Genomic DNA, 17,963 nt, shown 5'->3' with positions numbered 1-17,963 from the left:
CTCAAATAGATTAGGTGAGGTGACCTAATAATTAGACCACCTGCAAAATATCTCTAGTTCTAGTTAATAACACCACTAATACCGATACGTGCACTTGCTCCGCCTTCAGAGTCTGTTGCTACACCACCGGTTAGACTCCAGCGACCACTATCAGCTGTACGACGCAATGAACCACCAATGGCATTTTCACCGCGATGATAACCTGCTCCTATAGAGTAAGTGAACTTACCTGGAATATATGGCGCAGACTCAAGTGACAAGGCTGCAGCAATACCAGCATTGCCTTGTTTTTCAACTTCATCGATACGGTCATTAGTGTAATAGAACGCATCATCAATCCTACTATTTAGAGAGTCAAAGCGTTTGAGAGAGGCGCTATCGACTGCCGCTAAAGCAGAACCAACATCAGTATATGCCTCACCTGCTACACTATAACTAGGGGCCGTAATATTACCACTAGCATCTACTTTAGAACCACCACCTAGAGCATTAGATATATTGGTATTGGCTGCATGTAATTGTGAGCCATTGACTGCCTCATTACTCTTAGCGGTCACTGCTCCGGCTTTGACACCGCTCACTGTACGATCACCAGCTGTCCCTGACATGTTGACTGAATTACCGCCTTTGTCTGCGGCAACTTTAATCTCCTGAGTTATCGCATCTTGCTTCACAAGACCAACTCCACCATTATTAATATCATTTTTTAAGTTATTAATATCAGTAGTATTGCTTTCAACTCGCTGCTCAGTTTGAAATAGCTGATCACCAGTTATGGCATCTTTACTACCTTTAGCAACTTTACCATTTTTCACATTGGTTAAAGTTGTGCCGTCAGCACCGCCACCTAAAGTAACCCTATCTTTATTAATGGAACCATCAGCGTTTTTATCATACTGTACTGCCGAATTAGTTAGTGACTCATTAGCAGCTTTGATGTTATTAATAGCCCCATCAAGCGTATCTAGTGCATCGCCCACATTGTTCTGCGCGCCGCCTTGAACCTTGTAATTAGGGGCAGTTACTTGACCTGTGACTGGGTCATACTTCGAACCGCCACCTAAATTATTAGCGGTACTATTGCCCAAAGCATCGTTTTTAGCATTATTGCTATTTGCAATAGCATCCAACTGGCCTTTATTGACTGCATCATTGGCAGCAGTTCCATTAGCAATATTAATAATCTTAGCGCCACCAGCGTCGAAGCCGTTAGCTTTCACTTGACCAGTAAAGGTCGGAGCGTCTACAAATTGGATATCGATATTGCCATTAGACACTACGGTCTTGATATTGCTATTGCTTGCAGCAGCAGTAGCACCGCCGCTGATGTTAAGCGTGCTGCCAAGCTTCTGTGCTGTCGTGCCACTATTACCCGTAAAGGTCAGTGGCGTATCAGCCAGATTCCCTAAGCTATTTGCCACATCTGATACTTGACCTTCTGTTGCCGCACGGTTACGTACTACTTGAGCTTCATCATAGCTGGTGTTGGTTAGACCAGTGATATTACCATTTTTACCACTTATAACGACTGGATTGGCGCCACCAACAGTTATATTATCAGCTGCAACATTAGTAGTATTAGTACCATCCGTAACACTAGAACCTGCTGCGCCATAACTACTAGTGTTAATGCCGTCAGTGACCGTTGTCCCTGTCGCTGTTAGAGCCGTTACGTTACCATTACGATCATTTGCGGTGACTGTCTTAACACTGATATCGTCAGCTAAATCGTAATTGATACCATTGTCAGAGACTGTCGCTACTAAGTTTTTGTCAGTATTACTGTATTTAACAGTGTCACCTAGCTGCACATTATCTGTAGTACCATTATCTGCACTAATATTAAAGCCTTTATTCGCTTGACCTTGAGCATTGGCGATAGCTTGATTAGTCTCAAACAACTGATTACCGTTAATAGCATCTGTGCTGTCTTTTGCGACAGTGCCTGCTGCGACATTTTTAATGACCGTGTTGCCAGCGTTGATACCTGCTCTGGTGATGCTTGGAGCATTGGTAATAATATCGCCATTAGTATCAACGAAGTTAAAGCCTTCAGAGCCATAGCGAGTGCCTGCCCCTGTCTGATCACTGACCGTGATGCCATTCGCCGCAGTGGTAGAGGTGTTCGTACCATCGGTAACGGTGCTGCCTGCTGCGCCATAGTTACTGGTGTTGGTGCCATCAGTGACGTTAGTGCCGGCAGCCGTCATTTGAGTCACGTTGCCCGCTTTGTCATCAATAGTCACACCCGCATTGTTAGTGACGGTGTTGCCCGTGGTGACGCTGCCCGTCTCGCCTAAATCTAAGTTCTTCTTCAGGCTGTACTTGATGGTGTTGTTGGTTTTAACCACTTCTAAGTTGTTCTCAGCATCCGCTGTACCGATATCTACGGTATCGCCCGCTTTGATAGCGGCGCCATTAGCACCATTGGTCTGTAGCGTGAAGCCTTGATCTAAGGCACTGATAGCGGCGCCAACATTGTTGCTGTCAGTACAATTGACACTGTAAGTCGGGGCACTAACAGTACCCGTTGTTGCATCATAAGTAGCACCGCCGCCAAGGTTAGTGGCTGTGCTGTTGCCTAAGGCATCGGTGTTGGCTTTGCCTGCCGTTGCTAAAGCATCTAATTGACCTCTGTTCACCGCATCTTTCGCCGCTGTGCCATCTTGGACATTAACAATCTTGTTGTTGTTAGCATCAAAGCCATTGGCTTTAACTTGGCCGGCGAACGTTGGGGCGTCAGCAAAGTCAAACGCGACATTATTGCCAGTCTTGACTGCAGTTAAGTTAGCGTCATTAGAGCTGACTGTCTGTATCGCTGTATCTGCTTTACCTAAACTGGTCTTAGTGGCAGCGCTTAAGTCCACCGCATAATCCGTCACGTTGCTGGCATTTTTAGTACCAGGTGCAACCGTAACTGCGGTCGATCCTGCTGAAACTGTCGATTTGTCAGCATTCACCGTGTAGATGCTTTCGCCATTACCACCCGTAGTTTCTGCTACGCTAGTGACATTAGTACCTGCTGCTACTTTAGTCTTCGCTGCTTTGACTTGGCCAAAGTTTGCCGCATCAGTATTATTCGTACCGGCTAAAACATTAATAATCTTAGCACCACTAGCATCAAAGCCATTGGCCTTAACTTGGCCGGCGAACGTTGGGGCATCTAACAATTGGACATCAACTTTGCCGTCAGTGACGACCGTCTTCACGTTGCTATTACTTGAGGCTGCTGTAGCACCGCCGCTAATGTTAAGCGTACTGCCAAGCTTCTGCGCACTTGTGCCTGAATTGCCTGCCACAGTAATGCTACGATTCACTGCCGTATCTAAAGTACTTAAAGCGCTACCGACATTATTACTAGTCGTAGTGCTCCCAGCCCCACCATTTGGATTATTGGTTAATGTATAAGAAGGTGCTGTGTAAACACCAGTAGCAGGATTAGTCACTGCACCGCCGCCTAAAGCATCTTGAGTAGCTTTTGCCGCTTCGTTTAAAGCAGTACTAGTGATAAACAGCTGACTGCCATTTACCGCATCAGTACTAGTTGCATTGATATTAGCAGCCGCTACATTGGTAATTCTGCGCTCATTGCCAGCCGATCCTACTGACACCACGGACTTTGGAGTAATAGCAGCTGCTGTATTTGCCCCTATAGTAGAGTTAACTCGGTAAGTGCCAGAATTATTAACGGCAGCGGTTGAAGAGCTCTGACCCAAGGCAACATCACCCGCTTGACCTTCAGCACTAGCAGAAGATCCTATTACAGTAGTATTGGCCAAACTGGCTTTAGTACCACTACCAATTACTACAGCTTGAGTTGCAGTTGATGATGCTGTTGCTGAGTTACCTACTACCGTGGAGAATGCGCCATTGGCTTTGACAAAAAAGCCTAACGCCACCGCTCTATTAGCGTCAGCTACGTTACCACGCCCTACCGCGACGGTTTGATCACCTGTAGCTTGTGAAGCCGAGCCTATGGCCGTGGCTTGATTACCAGTCGCCCTTGCACCATTACCAAAAGCAGTGGTCTGTTCATTCGATGCGGTGGCGCCTTGACCTACTGCCGTTGAATTGATTCCTGTTACTTGCGCGCCAAATCCTATAGCAGTGCCATTACTATTATTTGCAGTTGATCCTGCACCTATAGAAATATTACCTTCGTTACCTACTGCCTGAGAACCCTTACCAATAGCTATAGCATTAGTCCCTGTAGCAGTTGCTCCCTCGCCACACGCTACTTCGCTATCATTACCACCGGTATTTTGAGTCGCCGGACCAGTACAAGTAGCATCGACAGCAAAAACTGTAGAATTCAATCCTAATGATAAGAGTATGGCGGCTGAGAGTTTTGTCAGTCCACTTAACCCCATCGCATATCGGCTTACTGAACCCGCCTCTGAAGTAGCGCTTACCGCCCCTACTGTACCACTGCCTTTCTTACCATTTGCACGAGCAAACTCAGCTACTGCGACGAATGTGCCGGTAGCTTTGCAAAAGATCACTTTATAAATATGGTTCATACTTTTTCCTATAAGCAAGGATTTAAAAACAGTGTTGACTGAGTTTCCCCAAGCACCGTAAATAAAAGAAGCCATTTTCATGACTATACTTTTATGAACATCAATAAACTCAGCTTCTTAATCCATGATTTTGACTATGAGTCTGCTTGTACCAATTCAAATGCAACATAACTAGATTGTTTGCTATGTCATTAACACCATAAACGTTTCAGATTTTATGGTGAGCACCCTAAACGGTCAACTATTAACAGACAGAAGTCTATAAGATGGCGATAAAGTGATTTTTACCTCCTTTTTTCCTATGCATAACGGTAAAACCTTGATCAATAAATTTAATTACATTATTTCCTATATTTTATAGATAAAATATCACTGTTAAGTTAAAATAAATTCAATAATAAACATAGGCTTATAATAATAAGATAAATAATATTTGCGTATATTATTTTCAGAAAGGAAAAATAAATTTTTATTATTAATATGAATTAATAACTAGGTATCAGGTCATAATTTCGGCCAATTGGTATTTTGGCTTGTTTGAAGCAATTATAATTAGACGACTTTTGTTCTTTAAAAATTAATAATGTAAGGTTAATAATTTATTTATTATTTCTTTGAAATCTAAATTATTTATGGGCTACCATCAATTAATGATTCATTTATATAATTCAATTATTTTTTAAATAAATATTAAAGTAGTATTAAATAAAATCTTATCAATGCTAACAAGGCTTTACTTTGTATTCTTATTTTAGATAATAATTGAGAATTTACGTTATTATCTTGTAATGGTTATTTAGGATATAGGCATTGAGATTAGCCTAGGAAAAGCTGGTCTCTAAGTTCTACTGCAATAATTCTAGCCGTAGAACTATAAGAATAGTCTACAAATAGCAAGAGCAGCCCAATATAAGAGTGATAGCTACTTTAGTTATTAATGACTAATTTATCACCTTGATAAACCGTGGAATTTGCTACTTAATACTGAACTATTACTATCAAAACTATGAGGACTGTAAAGCTTTGCTAATTAAAATTAGTTATTCAATGCAAACCAATTAATACCTGAAGATAAAATCTATTTGATATAACTTACTTAACGCTTTGCTAGTATCATTAATCGAATATCTGTATATGATATAAGCGTTTATAGCTATACTTAACTTAGAATCAAGCACTTTATATTTACCAAGAATAAAATATCATTGAAATTATTGATAACCATAAAATAAGGTTTCATTATGCAAACATTCTATATTCACCCAGAAGACCCACAGCAACGCCTCATTGAACAAGTAGCCGAGATGCTGCGCAATGATAAGTTGATCATTTACCCTACTGATACTAGCTATGCTTTTGGTTGTCGTTTAGGCGCAAAAGATGCGCTAGAGAAGCTTAAGCAAATTCGTGAATTAGATGATAAGCATCAATTCACTTTGTTGTGTCGTGATTTAAGTGAAATTGCTAACTATGCAGCAGTAGATAACACCCAATTCAAGCAGCTAAAAGCACATACACCAGCTCCCATTACTTTTATTTTAAATGCCACTAAAGATGTTCCCAAAAAACTGGCCCATACTAAGAAAAAAACCATTGGTATTCGGGTACCAAGTAATGCTATTGCTCAGGCAATATTAGCGGCAATGGATGAGCCTATCTTAACTAGCTCACTAATATTACCTACTCACGATGGTGTACTCGATGATCCCTATGACATCGAAGAGTTGCTAGGCAATCAGATAGACGGGCTAATCAATGTGGGTATAAAAACCACTAAATTGACTACTATTGTAGATATGACTAGTGGTGAAGTGGCAATCATTAGGCAAGGTGCCGCTGACGTCAGCGCATTAATGCTCTAACTGTTTGCCAATTAAGGCATTGTGGTTAGCCTTAGAGAAAATTGCTAATAAAAACTATAAATTTTAGCCAAAAAAAAAGCTCCAATAAATTGGGGCTTTTTTTATAACAAAGATACTATTAATATTGCATTTAGCATATAGAATTAGTCACGATCAACTAGCTCTACATAAGCCATAGGTGCATTGTCACCATCACGGAAACCGCATTTTACAATACGTAAATATCCGCCTGGACGCGTTTGGTAACGAGGACCCAAGGTGCCAAATAGTTTGCCAACCATAGCTTTGCTACGCATACGGCTAAAAGCCAAACGACGGTTAGCAACGCTATCTTCTTTAGCCATAGTGATCAATGGCTCAGCAACACGGCGTAATTCTTTAGCTTTTGGCAATGTAGTTTTGATCAGTTCATGCTCAAATAATGAGTTTGTCATGTTCTGGAACATTGCTTTACGATGACTGCCGGTACGACCCAGCTTGACTCCACTCTTACGATGGCGCATAGTCAAAAATCCTTAAAGTTTAACGGCTACGATAAGAGAAGCGATCATCAACACGTAAGTCAGCGGGTGGCCAGTTATCTAGGCGCATACCGAGCTCTAAATCTTTAGACGCTAGTACGTCCTTGATTTCGGTTAATGATTTCTTACCAAGATTTGGGGTTTTTAGTAGTTCAGTCTCTGAACGCTGTACCAAATCACCGATATAGTAAATGTTTTCAGCTTTTAAGCAGTTGGCTGAGCGAACCGTTAGTTCAAGGTCATCCACAGGGCGTAATAGCACTGGGTCAACCTCTTCTTTTTCTTTCACAGGCTCAGGCGCTTCTTCAGCTTCTAGGTCAACAAAGATAGAAATCTGTTGTTGTAAAATAGTAGCAGCTTTACGAATTGCTTCTTCTGGATCGATAGTGCCGTTAGTTTCAAGTTCGACGATAAGACGATCAAGATCGGTACGCTGTTCTACACGTGCGTTCTCAACCTGATAAGCAACACGTAACACTGGGCTAAAGCTTGCATCAAGCTTCAAGCGGCCAATTGCTTTAGTGTCACCATCTTCACGGCGCTGATTTGCTGGCTCATATCCACGACCCATAACCACACGCAAACGCATCTTTAGATGACCGCGAGCGCTTAATGTTCCCAATACCAATTCTGGATTGATAATGTCGACATTATGCGGCAAAGCGATGTCTGCGGCAGTGATAATGCCTGGACCTTGTTTGTCTAAGGTCAAAAATACTTCATTTTGGTCATGAAGAGTAATTGCTAAGCCCTTTAAATTCAAAAGCAAATCAAGCACATCTTCTTGCAATCCTTCGAGCGTAGAGTATTCATGGTCAACACCATCAATCTCAGCTTCGATAACTGCAGCACCAGGTAATGAAGATAACAAGATGCGACGTAAGGCATTCCCTAAGGTATGCCCAAAGCCGCGTTCTAACGGTTCGAGCGTGACTTTCGCAATCGATTCATTAACCGTATCCACGTTAATGGCATTTGGTGTTAGAAACTCAGTTGCATTTAGCATCATGATGTCACCTCGATTTATTTAACTGGTTTAATTAACTTCATTAAATCGACGTTACCCACATAAGTGATAACGTCAATCATAATTTCAGTTACTTAGAGTATAGCTCAACGATCAAGCTTTCGTTGATTTCAGCTGGTAAATCAATGCGATCAGGTGCATGTTTGAATGTACCTTGAAGCTTGCTGTTATCAACATCTAGCCATTCTGGAATACCACGTTGTGAAGCTAATTCGATAGCATTCTGAATACGTAGTTGTTCGCGAGACTTCTCTTGGACAGCGATGACATCACCATCTTGCAGCTGAATTGATGGAATGTTCACACGAACAAACTCATCACGGCCGGCTTTTTTTACCATGATAGAACGATGGCTAACTAGCTGACGTGCTTCAGCGCGAGTTGAGCCAAAGCCCATGCGATAAACCACATTGTCTAAACGACTCTCAAGCATAGCTAATAGGTTCTCACCAGTAGCACCACGTTTGCGAGCAGCTTCTTTATAATAGTTAGCAAACTGACGTTCTAATACACCGTAGATACGCTTAACTTTTTGTTTTTCGCGTAACTGTAGTGCATATTCCGAGGTCTTATTACGGCTAACGCCATGTTGACCTGGTGGACGACCAGCTTTTTTCGTTTTTACGTCGTAGGGCTTTACGCCAGACTTAAGACCTAGATCCGTGCCTTCACGACGTGATAATTTCAGTTTTGGTCCAATATAGCGGGCCATCTTTATGTCTCCTATAAGCTTTTGTTATAAAAAGCTTCGTCTTAAATATTAGACGCGGCGCTTTTTCGGCGCACGGCAACCATTGTGTGGGATTGGGGTTACATCAGAGATGCTATTAATTTTATAACCCAATGCACCTAGTGCTCTTACCGCAGACTCACGACCCGGTCCTGGTCCTTTGACCAAAACATCGACATTCTTAACACCATATTCTTGAGCCGCTTTACCAGCGACCTCAGCTGCAACCTGTGCTGCAAATGGTGTAGATTTACGTGAACCACGGAAGCCTTGTCCACCTGAAGTGGCCCAAGCCAATGCATTACCTTGACGATCGGTAATCGTAACAATGGTGTTATTAAAAGACGCATGGATGTGGGCTATGCCCTCCGATACTGAACGACGAGTCACCTTTTTGCGACTGCGAGTGTCTTTTGCCATCTTTTAGCTTCCTAAGTTAATTATCTTTTGATTGCTCTACGTGGACCCTTACGAGTACGCGCATTCGTTTTCGTACGTTGACCATTAACAGGCAAGTTACGACGATGACGAATGCCACGATAACAGCCTAAATCAACCAAACGCTTAATGTTCATTGACACTTCACGACGAAGATCACCTTCGGTCATGTAGTTTGCAATCTGTGCACGGATAGCATCTAACTGCGTATCATCTAACTGACTGATTTTAGTAGTAGTATCAATACCGACTGCTTCTAAGATTTTCTGAGCAGTGGTACGACCTACACCAAAGATGTAAGTTAGTGAAATAACAGCATGCTTATTATCCGGAATGTTAACACCGGCAATACGAGCCATTGCTTTCTCTCCATTGAAGAAAAACAAAATTTATTCATAATAAATAGTGTATTGTTTTTCAGATTTATTGCTGTTAATACTCATGGCCGTATTATCTTAACTATTACAGTAACTCGCTAAGAGAAACTAATCATTGTTAATATAATAAAGTATGAGTAAGAACTACGGCAAGTGGCGGATGATATCGCATCCGCCATTGTTTTTCAAGTATTAATTCAATTAATAGCTTAGGTAAAATACCATATTCTATCTATTGACTAGCCTTGACGTTGCTTGTGGCGAGGTTCTGCTGTACATATAACGTGTACACGGCCTTTACGGCGTACAATCTTGCAGCTACCACAAATCTTTTTAACTGATGCTTGAACTTTCATTGCATGCTCCTTGAGATATCATCCTACTCATCCATTGTTAGATTATTAATAACAAAAGTTACTAACAACTATTAAGGCTGAGTTGGCGACTGAATTAACGTCTGATCATTATATTGATGGGTCATCAAATGCGCTTGAATTTGCGAGATGAAGTCCATTACCACAACCACCATAATTAGTAGCGACGTACCACCGAGTTGAAACGGCACACCAAATCCTGATTGAACTAGCATTGGCATTAAACAAATGGCCGTCATATACATCGCGCCAATAAAGGTCAACCGGTTTAATACATGATCAAGATAACGCTGAGTTTGTTGTCCGGGGCGAATACCAGGGATATACGCACCACTACGTTTAAGGTTCTCAGCAACTTCGCGTGGACTAAAGACTAATGCCGTATAGAAGTAGCAAAAGAAAATAATCATCGCACCGAACAGAACTAAATAGAGCGGTTGTCCTGGGGACAATACCAAAGCCATATTTTGCAATATCTTCTGTACAAAGGTAGGATCAGTTGATTGACCAACCCACTGCCCTAAACTAGCTGGAAACAATAACAAAGAACTGGCAAAAATAGCTGGAATAACCCCTGCCATATTAATTTTCAGCGGCAGATGGGACTGCTGTTGAGCATATATTTTGCGACCTTGCTGCTGTTTTTGCGCGTAATTTACAGGCACACGACGCTGGGCACGTTCAATATAGACGATACCCGCGGTAACCGCGACACCTAGTATCACAAAGATAAAGAGTACAATCAAGTTCATCTGACCTTGATTGACTTGTTCGATAGATTGCGAAATCATACCTGGCGTACCAGCCACAATGCTGGCAAAAATCAGCATTGAGATACCATTACCCACACCACGCTCTGTAATCTGCTCACCAAGCCACATTAAGAACATAGCCCCTGCCACTAACGAAGTTACTGCAGGGATATAGAAGGTAAGGCCGCTGGATAAAGTCAGGTTCTGACTAATCAGACCAGCACACATTCCTAAAGACTGTACTAAAGCTAATGCAAGTGTCCCTTGACGGGTATACTTGTTAAGCTTACGTCTACCCGCTTCACCTTCTTTTTTGATGGCTTCAAGCGAGGGTAGTACAGCTGACATCATCTGTACAATGATAGATGCTGAAATATATGGCATGATACCAAGCGCCATAATTGACATTCTTTCCAGCGCACCACCTGAAAACATGTTAAACATGCTTAAGATAGTGTTTTCATTGCGTGAGAACAAATCGGCTAAATTCACCGGATTAATGCCAGGTACAGGAATATGTGACCCTAAACGATAAACAATCAATGCGCCGATCAAAAACAACATGCGTGACCAAAGCTCATCATACTTACGTATAAAAGCAAAAGGATTTAGCGGAATGCCAGACGATGACACTGATTGTTTTGACACGTTACTACTCCTCGATGCTACCACCAGCAGCTTCGATTGCTTGCTTGGCGCCTTTAGTCACTTTTACACCTTGGAAGGTATAAGCTTTAGTGACATCACCAGACAAGATAATACGTGCACGCTTCATATCATGACGAATAATGTTAGCCGTTTTAAGAGTAGCAACGTTAACGATATCGCCTTCAACTTTATTCAATTCAGACAGACGAACTTCAGCAGTTGTCATTGCCATTTTACTGGTAAAGCCGAATTTAGGTAGACGACGGAATAATGGCATTTGGCCACCTTCAAACCCTCTACGGATACCAGAACCTGAACGTGATTTCTGACCTTTTACACCACGGCCACCAGTTTTGCCTAAGCCTGAACCGATACCACGACCACGACGTTGGGCAGTTTTCTTGGCGCCAACACCTGGTGATAATTCATTTAATCTAAGACCCATTACGCTTCCTCCACTTTTACCATGTAGTTAACGCGATTGACCATACCACGGGTTGAAGGAGTATCTTCTACTTCAACAGTATGATTAATGCGGCGTAAACCCAATCCTTTCAAGCTAGCTTTGTGGCTCTTGAGGCGATGGGCACCTGATTTTACTTGAGTGACTTTCATTGTTTTCATCGTAACTCACCTAGTCTAAGTTAGCCCAAAATTTCGTCTACAGATTTACCACGTTTTGCTGCCATCTTTTCTGGAGTTGACATATCACGTAAACCGTTAAATGTAGCGCGAACTACGTTAGCAGTATTGGTAGAACCATAACATTTAGTCAAAACATCTTTGACGCCAGCAACTTCTAATACAGCACGCATTGCGCCACCAGCGATAACGCCAGTACCTTCAGATGCAGGTTGCATATAGACTTTACTTGCACCATGACGTGCTTTGATCGGATGATGCAAAGTTGCATCATTAAGCTCAACAGTAATCATATTACGTTTGGCAGCTTCTAGAGCTTTTTGAATAGCAGCTGGTACTTCACGAGCTTTACCGCGACCGAAACCAACGCGACCATTACCATCGCCTACTACGGTTAACGCAGTAAAAGAGAAGATACGACCACCTTTAACTACTTTCGCAACGCGATCAACGGTAACTAAGCGTTCTACTAAACCGTCAGTCTGCTCATTCTTATCATTTTTATCATTTCTAGCCATGATTAAAACTCCAATCCGTTTGCGCGAGCGGCTTCAGCTAAAGCTTTAACTCGACCATGATATTTGAAACCACTACGGTCAAACGCAACTTTAGTGATACCAGCTGCTTTTGCGCGTTCTGCGATCATTTGGCCTACAGACGTAGCTGCATCAACGTTACCAGTTGCGCCTGAGCGTAAACTGCCGTCTAATGTAGATGCCTGTGCAATCACTTCACCACCGTTAGGAGAGATAATTTGGGCATAGATATGCTTTGGCGTGCGATTAACCGTTAGGCGATTAACACCTAAAAAACGGATATGCGCGCGGGTTTTCTTAGCTCGACGCAGACGAGCTGCTTTTTTATCAAACATTTCAACTCACCTTATTTTTTCTTGGCTTCTTTGCGAATCACATGCTCGTCACTATAACGAATACCTTTACCTTTATAAGGCTCTGGTGGGCGGAAACCGCGGATATTAGCCGCTGCTTGACCAAGCTGCTGTTTATTGTTTGATTTCAAAACAATTTCAGTTTGCGTTGGGGTTTCAGCTGACACGCTTTCAGGCAATGTATATTCTACTGGATGTGAATAACCGACGTTTAAGGTTATTTTATCGCCATTAGCTTGAGCACGATAACCAACACCGATCAACTGTAAGCGTTTTTCAAAGCCTTCAGTTACACCTTTAACATGGTTGTTAAGGATAGCGCGGATGGTGCCAGTGTGCATCATGGCTTCTTTTGAATCGACTGTAGGTGAGAGAATGATAGCATCATCTTCCTGTTTCAGCTCGACCAATTCGTGCAGGCGTAAAGACAAAGTACCGTTCTTGCCTTTCACTTCGACCTGCCGATCGTTCAAAGTAACACTTACGCCATTAGGCAGTATTACTGGGGCTTTAGCCACACGAGACATAGGAATATTCCTTAAAAAATTAATATCTTCTGTTAGCAAACTATTAGCAAAATAAATAGCGAAAAAACTAACAGGCTAAAAAGCGTGCTAGTTTAGCATAATCGATTCTATTATACACTCATCAATTCAATAGAATTATTATTCTATAATTTATCTGAGGTCTGATAACTATAATTAATATAGATATCAGGTTTATGAGATATTGTTTAAATAAACCATAAACCTAATAAAATACAAATAGACTTTGTCGTGGCGCAGCTTACGCTACAAATGCAACGACTTCACCACCGATACCTGCAGCGCGTGCAGCACGATCACTCATGATGCCTTTACTAGTAGATACGATAGCAACACCCATACCTTGCTTAACAGTAGGGATAGCGTCTTTACCGCGATGCTGGCGTAAACCAGGACGGCTAAAACGTTGGATAGTTTCGATGACAGCTTTGCCTTCGAAGTATTTTAGTTCAATAGTTAGCGTTGCTTTGTTGTTGTCTTCAGCTTTTACAACAGCACTGGCTACATAACCTTCGTTGACCAATAGGTCAGCGATTGATTTACGTAGCTTTGAGCTTGGCATAGCTACAGAAACTTTATTAGCCATTTGTGCGTTACGAATACGGGTTAGCATATCCCCAACAGTATCTTGCATACTCATGTAATTACTCCTTACCAGCTTGCTTTACGAACACCAGGTACATCACCTTGCATGACACGTTCACGCAGCATATTGCGTGATAAGCCAAACTTGCGGAAGTAACCATGAGGACGACCTGTGATAGCACAACGATTGCGCAGACGTACTGGCGATGAGTTGCGTGGTAAAGCTTGAAGCTCTAACATCGCGTCCATACGCTCTTCGTCACTTGCATTCATATCACCGATAGTTTCTTTTAGCTTAATACGCTTTTCAGCATACTTTGCAACCATTTTTTCGCGCTTTAATTCGCGGTTAATCATGCTCTTCTTTGCCATAACGTCTTTACCTTATTTAAATGGGAAGCCGAATGCTTTAAGCAGCGCACGACCTTCATCATCAGTAGTAGCTGACGTAGTGATTGTAATATCCATACCGCGGATACGATCAATCTTGTCAAAATCTACTTCTGGGAATACGATTTGCTCTTTGATACCCAGTGAATAGTTACCACGTCCATCAAAGGCTTTAGGTGAAAAACCACGAAAGTCACGAACACGAGGAATTGCAACGGCAATGAGACGATCTAAAAATTCGTACATTTGCTCACCGCGTAGCGTTACTTTACAACCAATTGGCCATTCTTCACGAATCTTGAAGCCAGCGATTGATTTACGCGCTTTGGTGACTACAGGTTTTTGACCAGCAATTACAGTCATATCAGCAACAGCACCTTCAAGCAATTTCTTGTCTTGAGACGCGCCACCTACACCCATGTTTAATGTGATTTTGGTGATTTTAGGCACCTGCATCACGTTTTCTAAAGCAAGTTCTTCTTTGATCTTTTGCTTTAGTTCATTATTATATAAAACTTTTAATCTTGCCATTACCATTACACCCTTAGTGTCTTACGCAGTCGCCACAACTTCACCATTTGAACGGTAAACACGGTTTTTAACGCCGTCTTCGCCAGTCTGGTAAGAAATACGGTCTGCTTTTTGGGTTTGCGCATTTAAAATCGCAACGTTTGAGATATGTAGAAAAGCTTCTTGCTTAAGAATGCCGCCTTCAACGCCAGTTGCCTGATTTGGCTTCTGATGTTTAGTGACAATGTTAATGCCTTCAACTTTAATACGATCGTTTTTAACAGCTTGAACAGTACCTTGCTTGCCTTTGTCTTTACCAGCAATCACAACGACTGTATCGCCTTTTCGTAATTTAGCCATGGGTTACCTCACAATACTTCTGGTGCTAGGGATACAATTTTCATAAACTGATCACCACGTAGTTCACGAGTTACCGGTCCAAAAATACGAGTTGCAATCGGTGCTTTGTTTTGGTTCAACAATACCGCAGCATTGTCGTCAAAACGAATGACCGAACCATCTGGGCGACGAACGCCTTTTTTGGTACGTACAACTACCGCATTCATCACGTCGCCTTTTTTAACACGACCGCGAGGAATGGCTTCTTTAACCGTTACTTTGATGATATCGCCGACTGATGCATAACGACGATGAGAACCACCCAGTACTTTAATGCACTGAACTCGTCTTGCACCGCTATTGTCTGCAACTTCCAGCATTGACTCAACCTGAATCATAGCGTTACTCCACACGTATGAGCAATAAAAACCAGTTGCTGCCGCTAGCACAGTATGAGTTGACGGCATTTTAATATAAATAACCGCACCTTACTCTCAATGCTAGTGATACACGCTAGGTGCAATCAGCATCCTTAAAAAGGCGGCTATTTTAACAGCTTCTGGCTTTTAATGCAATTTACTTAGATTTTTTCTACTGTTTCAATCACTTCTACTAAAGTCCATGCTTTAGTTTTTGAGATTGGACGCGTTTCTTTAATACGTACAAGGTCGCCTTGTTGGCAAACGTTGTTTTCATCATGAGCTTTAATTTTAGTTGAACGACGAAGTTGCTTGCCATACAAAGGATGACGCACAAGACGCTCAATCAAAACAGTGATGGACTTGTCCATCTTGTCGCTCACAACTCGTCCGGTCAATAAGCTAGCATTGGTAGCTGGTTGATTGTTATCGCTCATGAGTCGCCTCGTTGTTTCTGGTTAATCAAAGTCTGAAGTTGAGCAATCGTGCGACGATTGCCACGAACTTCATGGGTACTCCCCAACTGACCTGTTGCTTTAGCCATACGAATACGGAAAGCATCAAGTTGCTTTTCATCAAGTAACTGAGTCAGTTCTTCTAATGATTTATCACGTAATTCACTGATCTTCATTACATTATCGTCCGCTTAACAATGGTAGTTTTAAAGGGCAGTTTTGCTGCAGCAAGCGTTAAAGCTTCGCGAGCAAGTTCTTCTGAAACCCCTTCGATTTCATATAGCACTTTACCAGGTTTGACTTCGCATACCCAATATTCTACAGGACCTTTACCTTTACCCATACGTACTTCTAATGGCTTTTTGGTAATAGGTTTGTCAGGGAATACACGAATCCAAATTTTACCACCACGTTTGATCTTACGAGTAATGGTACGACGTGCTGCTTCAATTTGACGGGCAGTCATACGACCGCGAGTCAAAGATTTTAGACCAATTTGTCCGAATGCAACGGTGCTTCCACGATGAGCAAGCCCAGTGTTACGACCTTTATGCATTTTACGAAACTTGGTACGTTTTGGCTGTAACATAGTTTAACCTCTGTCTGAGTTTCGACGGTTTCCACCACGACCACGGCGTTTTGGCGCGCGAGTCTGCTCTTCTTTAACGGGATTATAAACACTGTTCATACCGTCAAGGATTTCGCCACGGAAAATCCAAACTTTTACACCGATAGTGCCGTAAGTAGTTTCTGCACGTACTGACGCATAGTCAATATCAGCGCGAAGAGTATGTAAAGGTACACGACCTTCACGATACCATTCAGTACGAGCAATCTCAGCACCGCCTAGACGGCCAGACAACTCAACTTTGATACCTTTAGCACCAGAACGCATGCTGTTCTGTACCGCACGCTTCATAGCACGACGGAACATAACACGACGCTCAAGCTGACTTGCAATACCTTCAGCTACTAAACGGGCATCTAGATCAGGTGAGGTGATTTCTTCAATATTGACCTGAGCAGGTACGCCCATAATTTTAGTCAATTCTTTCTGAAGTCTCTCAATGTCTTCGCCTTTTTTACCGATAACAATACCAGGACGCGCAGTGGCGATGGTAATCTTAGCAGCACCAGTAGGACGCTCGATCATGATGTTGCTGATCATAGCGTTATCTAGTTTTTTGCGTAGATAATCACGAACTTGAATGTCGTTAATTAGGTATTCTGAGTATTGTTTAGGGCTAGCATACCAGTTTGCGTTATGCTTTTTTACAACACCAAGACGGATTCCGATTGGATGTACTTTTTGTCCCATAACTTATTCCCCTACCTTTATAGTGATGTGACAGGTACGCTTGCTGATACGATCAGCGCGACCTTTCGCACGTGGTAGGATACGTTTTAGCGTAATGCCTTCATCGACGTAGATAGTAGATACTTTAAGCGTATCAATATCTAATCCGTCGTTGTGTTCAGCATTGGCGATGGCTGAGTTAAGACATTTCTTAACAAACACAGCGCCTTTTTTATTGCTATACGTTAGGATATCCAAAGCACGTTCAATAGATTTGCCACGAACTTCATCAGCAACGAGTCTAACTTTTTGTGCCGAGATGGCGGCACCGCGTAATTTTGCAGTTACTTCCATGGTAAGCACCTTATTTCTTAGCTTTTCTGTCAATGCCATGACCACGATACGTACGAGTCGGAGCAAATTCACCTAGTTTATGACCAACCATCTGTTCGCTTATAATAACGGGTACATGAGTACGACCGTTGTGAACAGATAAAGTTAGGCCAACCATTTGTGGCAGAATCATCGAGCGGCGCGACCAAGTTTTGATCGGTTTGCGTGAGTTGGCTGCAATAGCAGTTTCAACTTTGGCAAACAAATGCGCATCAATGAATGGACCTTTTTTCAATGAACGAGGCATGAA

The 17,963-nt window shown here is 42.2% G+C and carries 24 protein-coding genes and 1 pseudogene; 1 reads left to right on the top strand and 24 read right to left on the bottom strand.

The genetic code is table 11. The features are described from left to right. Window positions 1-59 precede the first annotated feature (59 nt). A pseudogene (locus JMY09_RS14910) lies at window positions 60-4,508 on the bottom strand (ESPR-type extended signal peptide-containing protein); the annotation flags it as partial. 1,253 nt (window positions 4,509-5,761) lie between these two features. Here JMY09_RS14910 and JMY09_RS07755 point away from each other — a divergent pair. Then, window positions 5,762-6,382: an L-threonylcarbamoyladenylate synthase gene (locus tag JMY09_RS07755; protein ID WP_201623025.1), complete on the top strand. Its 621-nt coding sequence runs from the start codon at window positions 5,762-5,764 to the stop codon at window positions 6,380-6,382. 143 nt (window positions 6,383-6,525) lie between these two features. On the opposite strand, the gene rplQ is transcribed toward JMY09_RS07755, so the two are convergent. From rplQ to rpsS, 23 genes are all read right to left on the bottom strand, one after another. Beyond that, window positions 6,526-6,885, bottom strand: coding sequence for a 50S ribosomal protein L17 (gene rplQ, locus JMY09_RS07750; RefSeq protein ID WP_201623024.1), 360 nt, complete (start codon window positions 6,883-6,885; stop codon window positions 6,526-6,528). Window positions 6,886-6,904: 19 nt separating this feature from the next. After that, complete coding sequence (locus tag JMY09_RS07745) at window positions 6,905-7,912, bottom strand: DNA-directed RNA polymerase subunit alpha (RefSeq protein ID WP_201623023.1); 1,008 nt, start codon at window positions 7,910-7,912, stop codon at window positions 6,905-6,907. 88 nt (window positions 7,913-8,000) lie between these two features. Next, complete coding sequence (rpsD, locus tag JMY09_RS07740) at window positions 8,001-8,642, bottom strand: 30S ribosomal protein S4 (RefSeq protein WP_201623022.1); 642 nt, start codon at window positions 8,640-8,642, stop codon at window positions 8,001-8,003. Between the two features lie 48 nt (window positions 8,643-8,690). Further along, window positions 8,691-9,080, bottom strand: a complete 390-nt coding sequence (gene rpsK, locus JMY09_RS07735) for a 30S ribosomal protein S11 (RefSeq protein ID WP_201623021.1) — start codon at window positions 9,078-9,080, stop codon at window positions 8,691-8,693. A 20-nt stretch (window positions 9,081-9,100) separates the two neighbouring features. Beyond that, window positions 9,101-9,457 carry a 30S ribosomal protein S13 gene (rpsM, locus tag JMY09_RS07730; RefSeq protein WP_201623020.1) on the bottom strand — a complete coding sequence of 119 codons (357 nt, stop codon included), beginning with the start codon at window positions 9,455-9,457 and terminating at the stop codon, window positions 9,101-9,103. A gap of 257 nt (window positions 9,458-9,714) precedes the next feature. Beyond that, window positions 9,715-9,831 (bottom strand): 50S ribosomal protein L36, encoded by a 117-nt coding sequence (gene rpmJ, locus JMY09_RS07725; RefSeq protein ID WP_025644371.1) that lies wholly within the window; start codon window positions 9,829-9,831, stop codon window positions 9,715-9,717. A 71-nt stretch (window positions 9,832-9,902) separates the two neighbouring features. Beyond that, a complete protein-coding gene (gene secY / locus JMY09_RS07720; protein ID WP_227677230.1) occupies window positions 9,903-11,165 on the bottom strand; it encodes a preprotein translocase subunit SecY in 1,263 nt (420 codons plus the stop codon). Window positions 11,166-11,253: 88 nt separating this feature from the next. Continuing rightward, window positions 11,254-11,694: a 50S ribosomal protein L15 gene (gene rplO, locus JMY09_RS07715; RefSeq protein WP_201623018.1), complete on the bottom strand. Its 441-nt coding sequence runs from the start codon at window positions 11,692-11,694 to the stop codon at window positions 11,254-11,256. Next, window positions 11,694-11,873 carry a 50S ribosomal protein L30 gene (gene rpmD / locus JMY09_RS07710; protein ID WP_201623017.1) on the bottom strand — a complete coding sequence of 60 codons (180 nt, stop codon included), beginning with the start codon at window positions 11,871-11,873 and terminating at the stop codon, window positions 11,694-11,696. The genes rplO and rpmD overlap by 1 nt, the downstream gene beginning before the upstream one ends. A gap of 20 nt (window positions 11,874-11,893) precedes the next feature. Then, window positions 11,894-12,409, bottom strand: a complete 516-nt coding sequence (rpsE, locus tag JMY09_RS07705; protein WP_057758716.1) for a 30S ribosomal protein S5 — start codon at window positions 12,407-12,409, stop codon at window positions 11,894-11,896. 2 nt (window positions 12,410-12,411) lie between these two features. Beyond that, window positions 12,412-12,762 carry a 50S ribosomal protein L18 gene (rplR, locus tag JMY09_RS07700; protein WP_201623016.1) on the bottom strand — a complete coding sequence of 117 codons (351 nt, stop codon included), beginning with the start codon at window positions 12,760-12,762 and terminating at the stop codon, window positions 12,412-12,414. An 11-nt stretch (window positions 12,763-12,773) separates the two neighbouring features. Further along, window positions 12,774-13,307, bottom strand: a complete 534-nt coding sequence (gene rplF / locus JMY09_RS07695) for a 50S ribosomal protein L6 (protein WP_201623015.1) — start codon at window positions 13,305-13,307, stop codon at window positions 12,774-12,776. Between the two features lie 259 nt (window positions 13,308-13,566). Then, window positions 13,567-13,965, bottom strand: a complete 399-nt coding sequence (rpsH, locus tag JMY09_RS07690; protein WP_201623014.1) for a 30S ribosomal protein S8 — start codon at window positions 13,963-13,965, stop codon at window positions 13,567-13,569. Window positions 13,966-13,976: 11 nt separating this feature from the next. Next, a complete protein-coding gene (gene rpsN, locus JMY09_RS07685) occupies window positions 13,977-14,282 on the bottom strand; it encodes a 30S ribosomal protein S14 (RefSeq protein ID WP_201623013.1) in 306 nt (101 codons plus the stop codon). A gap of 12 nt (window positions 14,283-14,294) precedes the next feature. After that, window positions 14,295-14,831: a 50S ribosomal protein L5 gene (gene rplE / locus JMY09_RS07680; RefSeq protein ID WP_201623012.1), complete on the bottom strand. Its 537-nt coding sequence runs from the start codon at window positions 14,829-14,831 to the stop codon at window positions 14,295-14,297. A 21-nt stretch (window positions 14,832-14,852) separates the two neighbouring features. Next, entirely contained in the window at window positions 14,853-15,170 is a 318-nt protein-coding gene (rplX, locus tag JMY09_RS07675) for a 50S ribosomal protein L24 (RefSeq protein WP_201623011.1), read from the bottom strand. A gap of 8 nt (window positions 15,171-15,178) precedes the next feature. Further along, the gene (gene rplN / locus JMY09_RS07670) at window positions 15,179-15,547 is read right to left on the bottom strand and encodes a 50S ribosomal protein L14 (protein ID WP_201572055.1); all 369 of its coding nucleotides are present in this window, start codon (window positions 15,545-15,547) and stop codon (window positions 15,179-15,181) included. Window positions 15,548-15,729: 182 nt separating this feature from the next. Beyond that, window positions 15,730-16,005, bottom strand: a complete 276-nt coding sequence (rpsQ, locus tag JMY09_RS07665) for a 30S ribosomal protein S17 (RefSeq protein WP_201623010.1) — start codon at window positions 16,003-16,005, stop codon at window positions 15,730-15,732. Next, window positions 16,002-16,199 carry a 50S ribosomal protein L29 gene (gene rpmC, locus JMY09_RS07660; protein ID WP_201623009.1) on the bottom strand — a complete coding sequence of 66 codons (198 nt, stop codon included), beginning with the start codon at window positions 16,197-16,199 and terminating at the stop codon, window positions 16,002-16,004. Before rpmC ends, rpsQ begins: the two co-directional genes overlap by 4 nt. Continuing rightward, window positions 16,199-16,612, bottom strand: a complete 414-nt coding sequence (gene rplP / locus JMY09_RS07655) for a 50S ribosomal protein L16 (RefSeq protein ID WP_201623008.1) — start codon at window positions 16,610-16,612, stop codon at window positions 16,199-16,201. Before rplP ends, rpmC begins: the two co-directional genes overlap by 1 nt. A gap of 3 nt (window positions 16,613-16,615) precedes the next feature. Further along, window positions 16,616-17,341, bottom strand: coding sequence for a 30S ribosomal protein S3 (rpsC, locus tag JMY09_RS07650; protein ID WP_201623007.1), 726 nt, complete (start codon window positions 17,339-17,341; stop codon window positions 16,616-16,618). 3 nt (window positions 17,342-17,344) lie between these two features. After that, the gene (gene rplV / locus JMY09_RS07645) at window positions 17,345-17,674 is read right to left on the bottom strand and encodes a 50S ribosomal protein L22 (protein WP_192523466.1); all 330 of its coding nucleotides are present in this window, start codon (window positions 17,672-17,674) and stop codon (window positions 17,345-17,347) included. Between the two features lie 10 nt (window positions 17,675-17,684). Continuing rightward, window positions 17,685-17,960 (bottom strand): 30S ribosomal protein S19, encoded by a 276-nt coding sequence (rpsS, locus tag JMY09_RS07640; RefSeq protein WP_201623006.1) that lies wholly within the window; start codon window positions 17,958-17,960, stop codon window positions 17,685-17,687. Window positions 17,961-17,963 lie beyond the last annotated feature (3 nt).

Origin of the sequence: Psychrobacter urativorans (assembly GCF_904846695.1) — a bacterium.
In the GTDB taxonomy this organism is placed as follows: Bacteria; Pseudomonadota; Gammaproteobacteria; order Pseudomonadales; family Moraxellaceae; genus Psychrobacter; species Psychrobacter urativorans.
The sequence above is the reverse complement of the archived record's forward strand: the minus strand, read 5'-3'. Positions and strand labels throughout refer to the sequence as shown.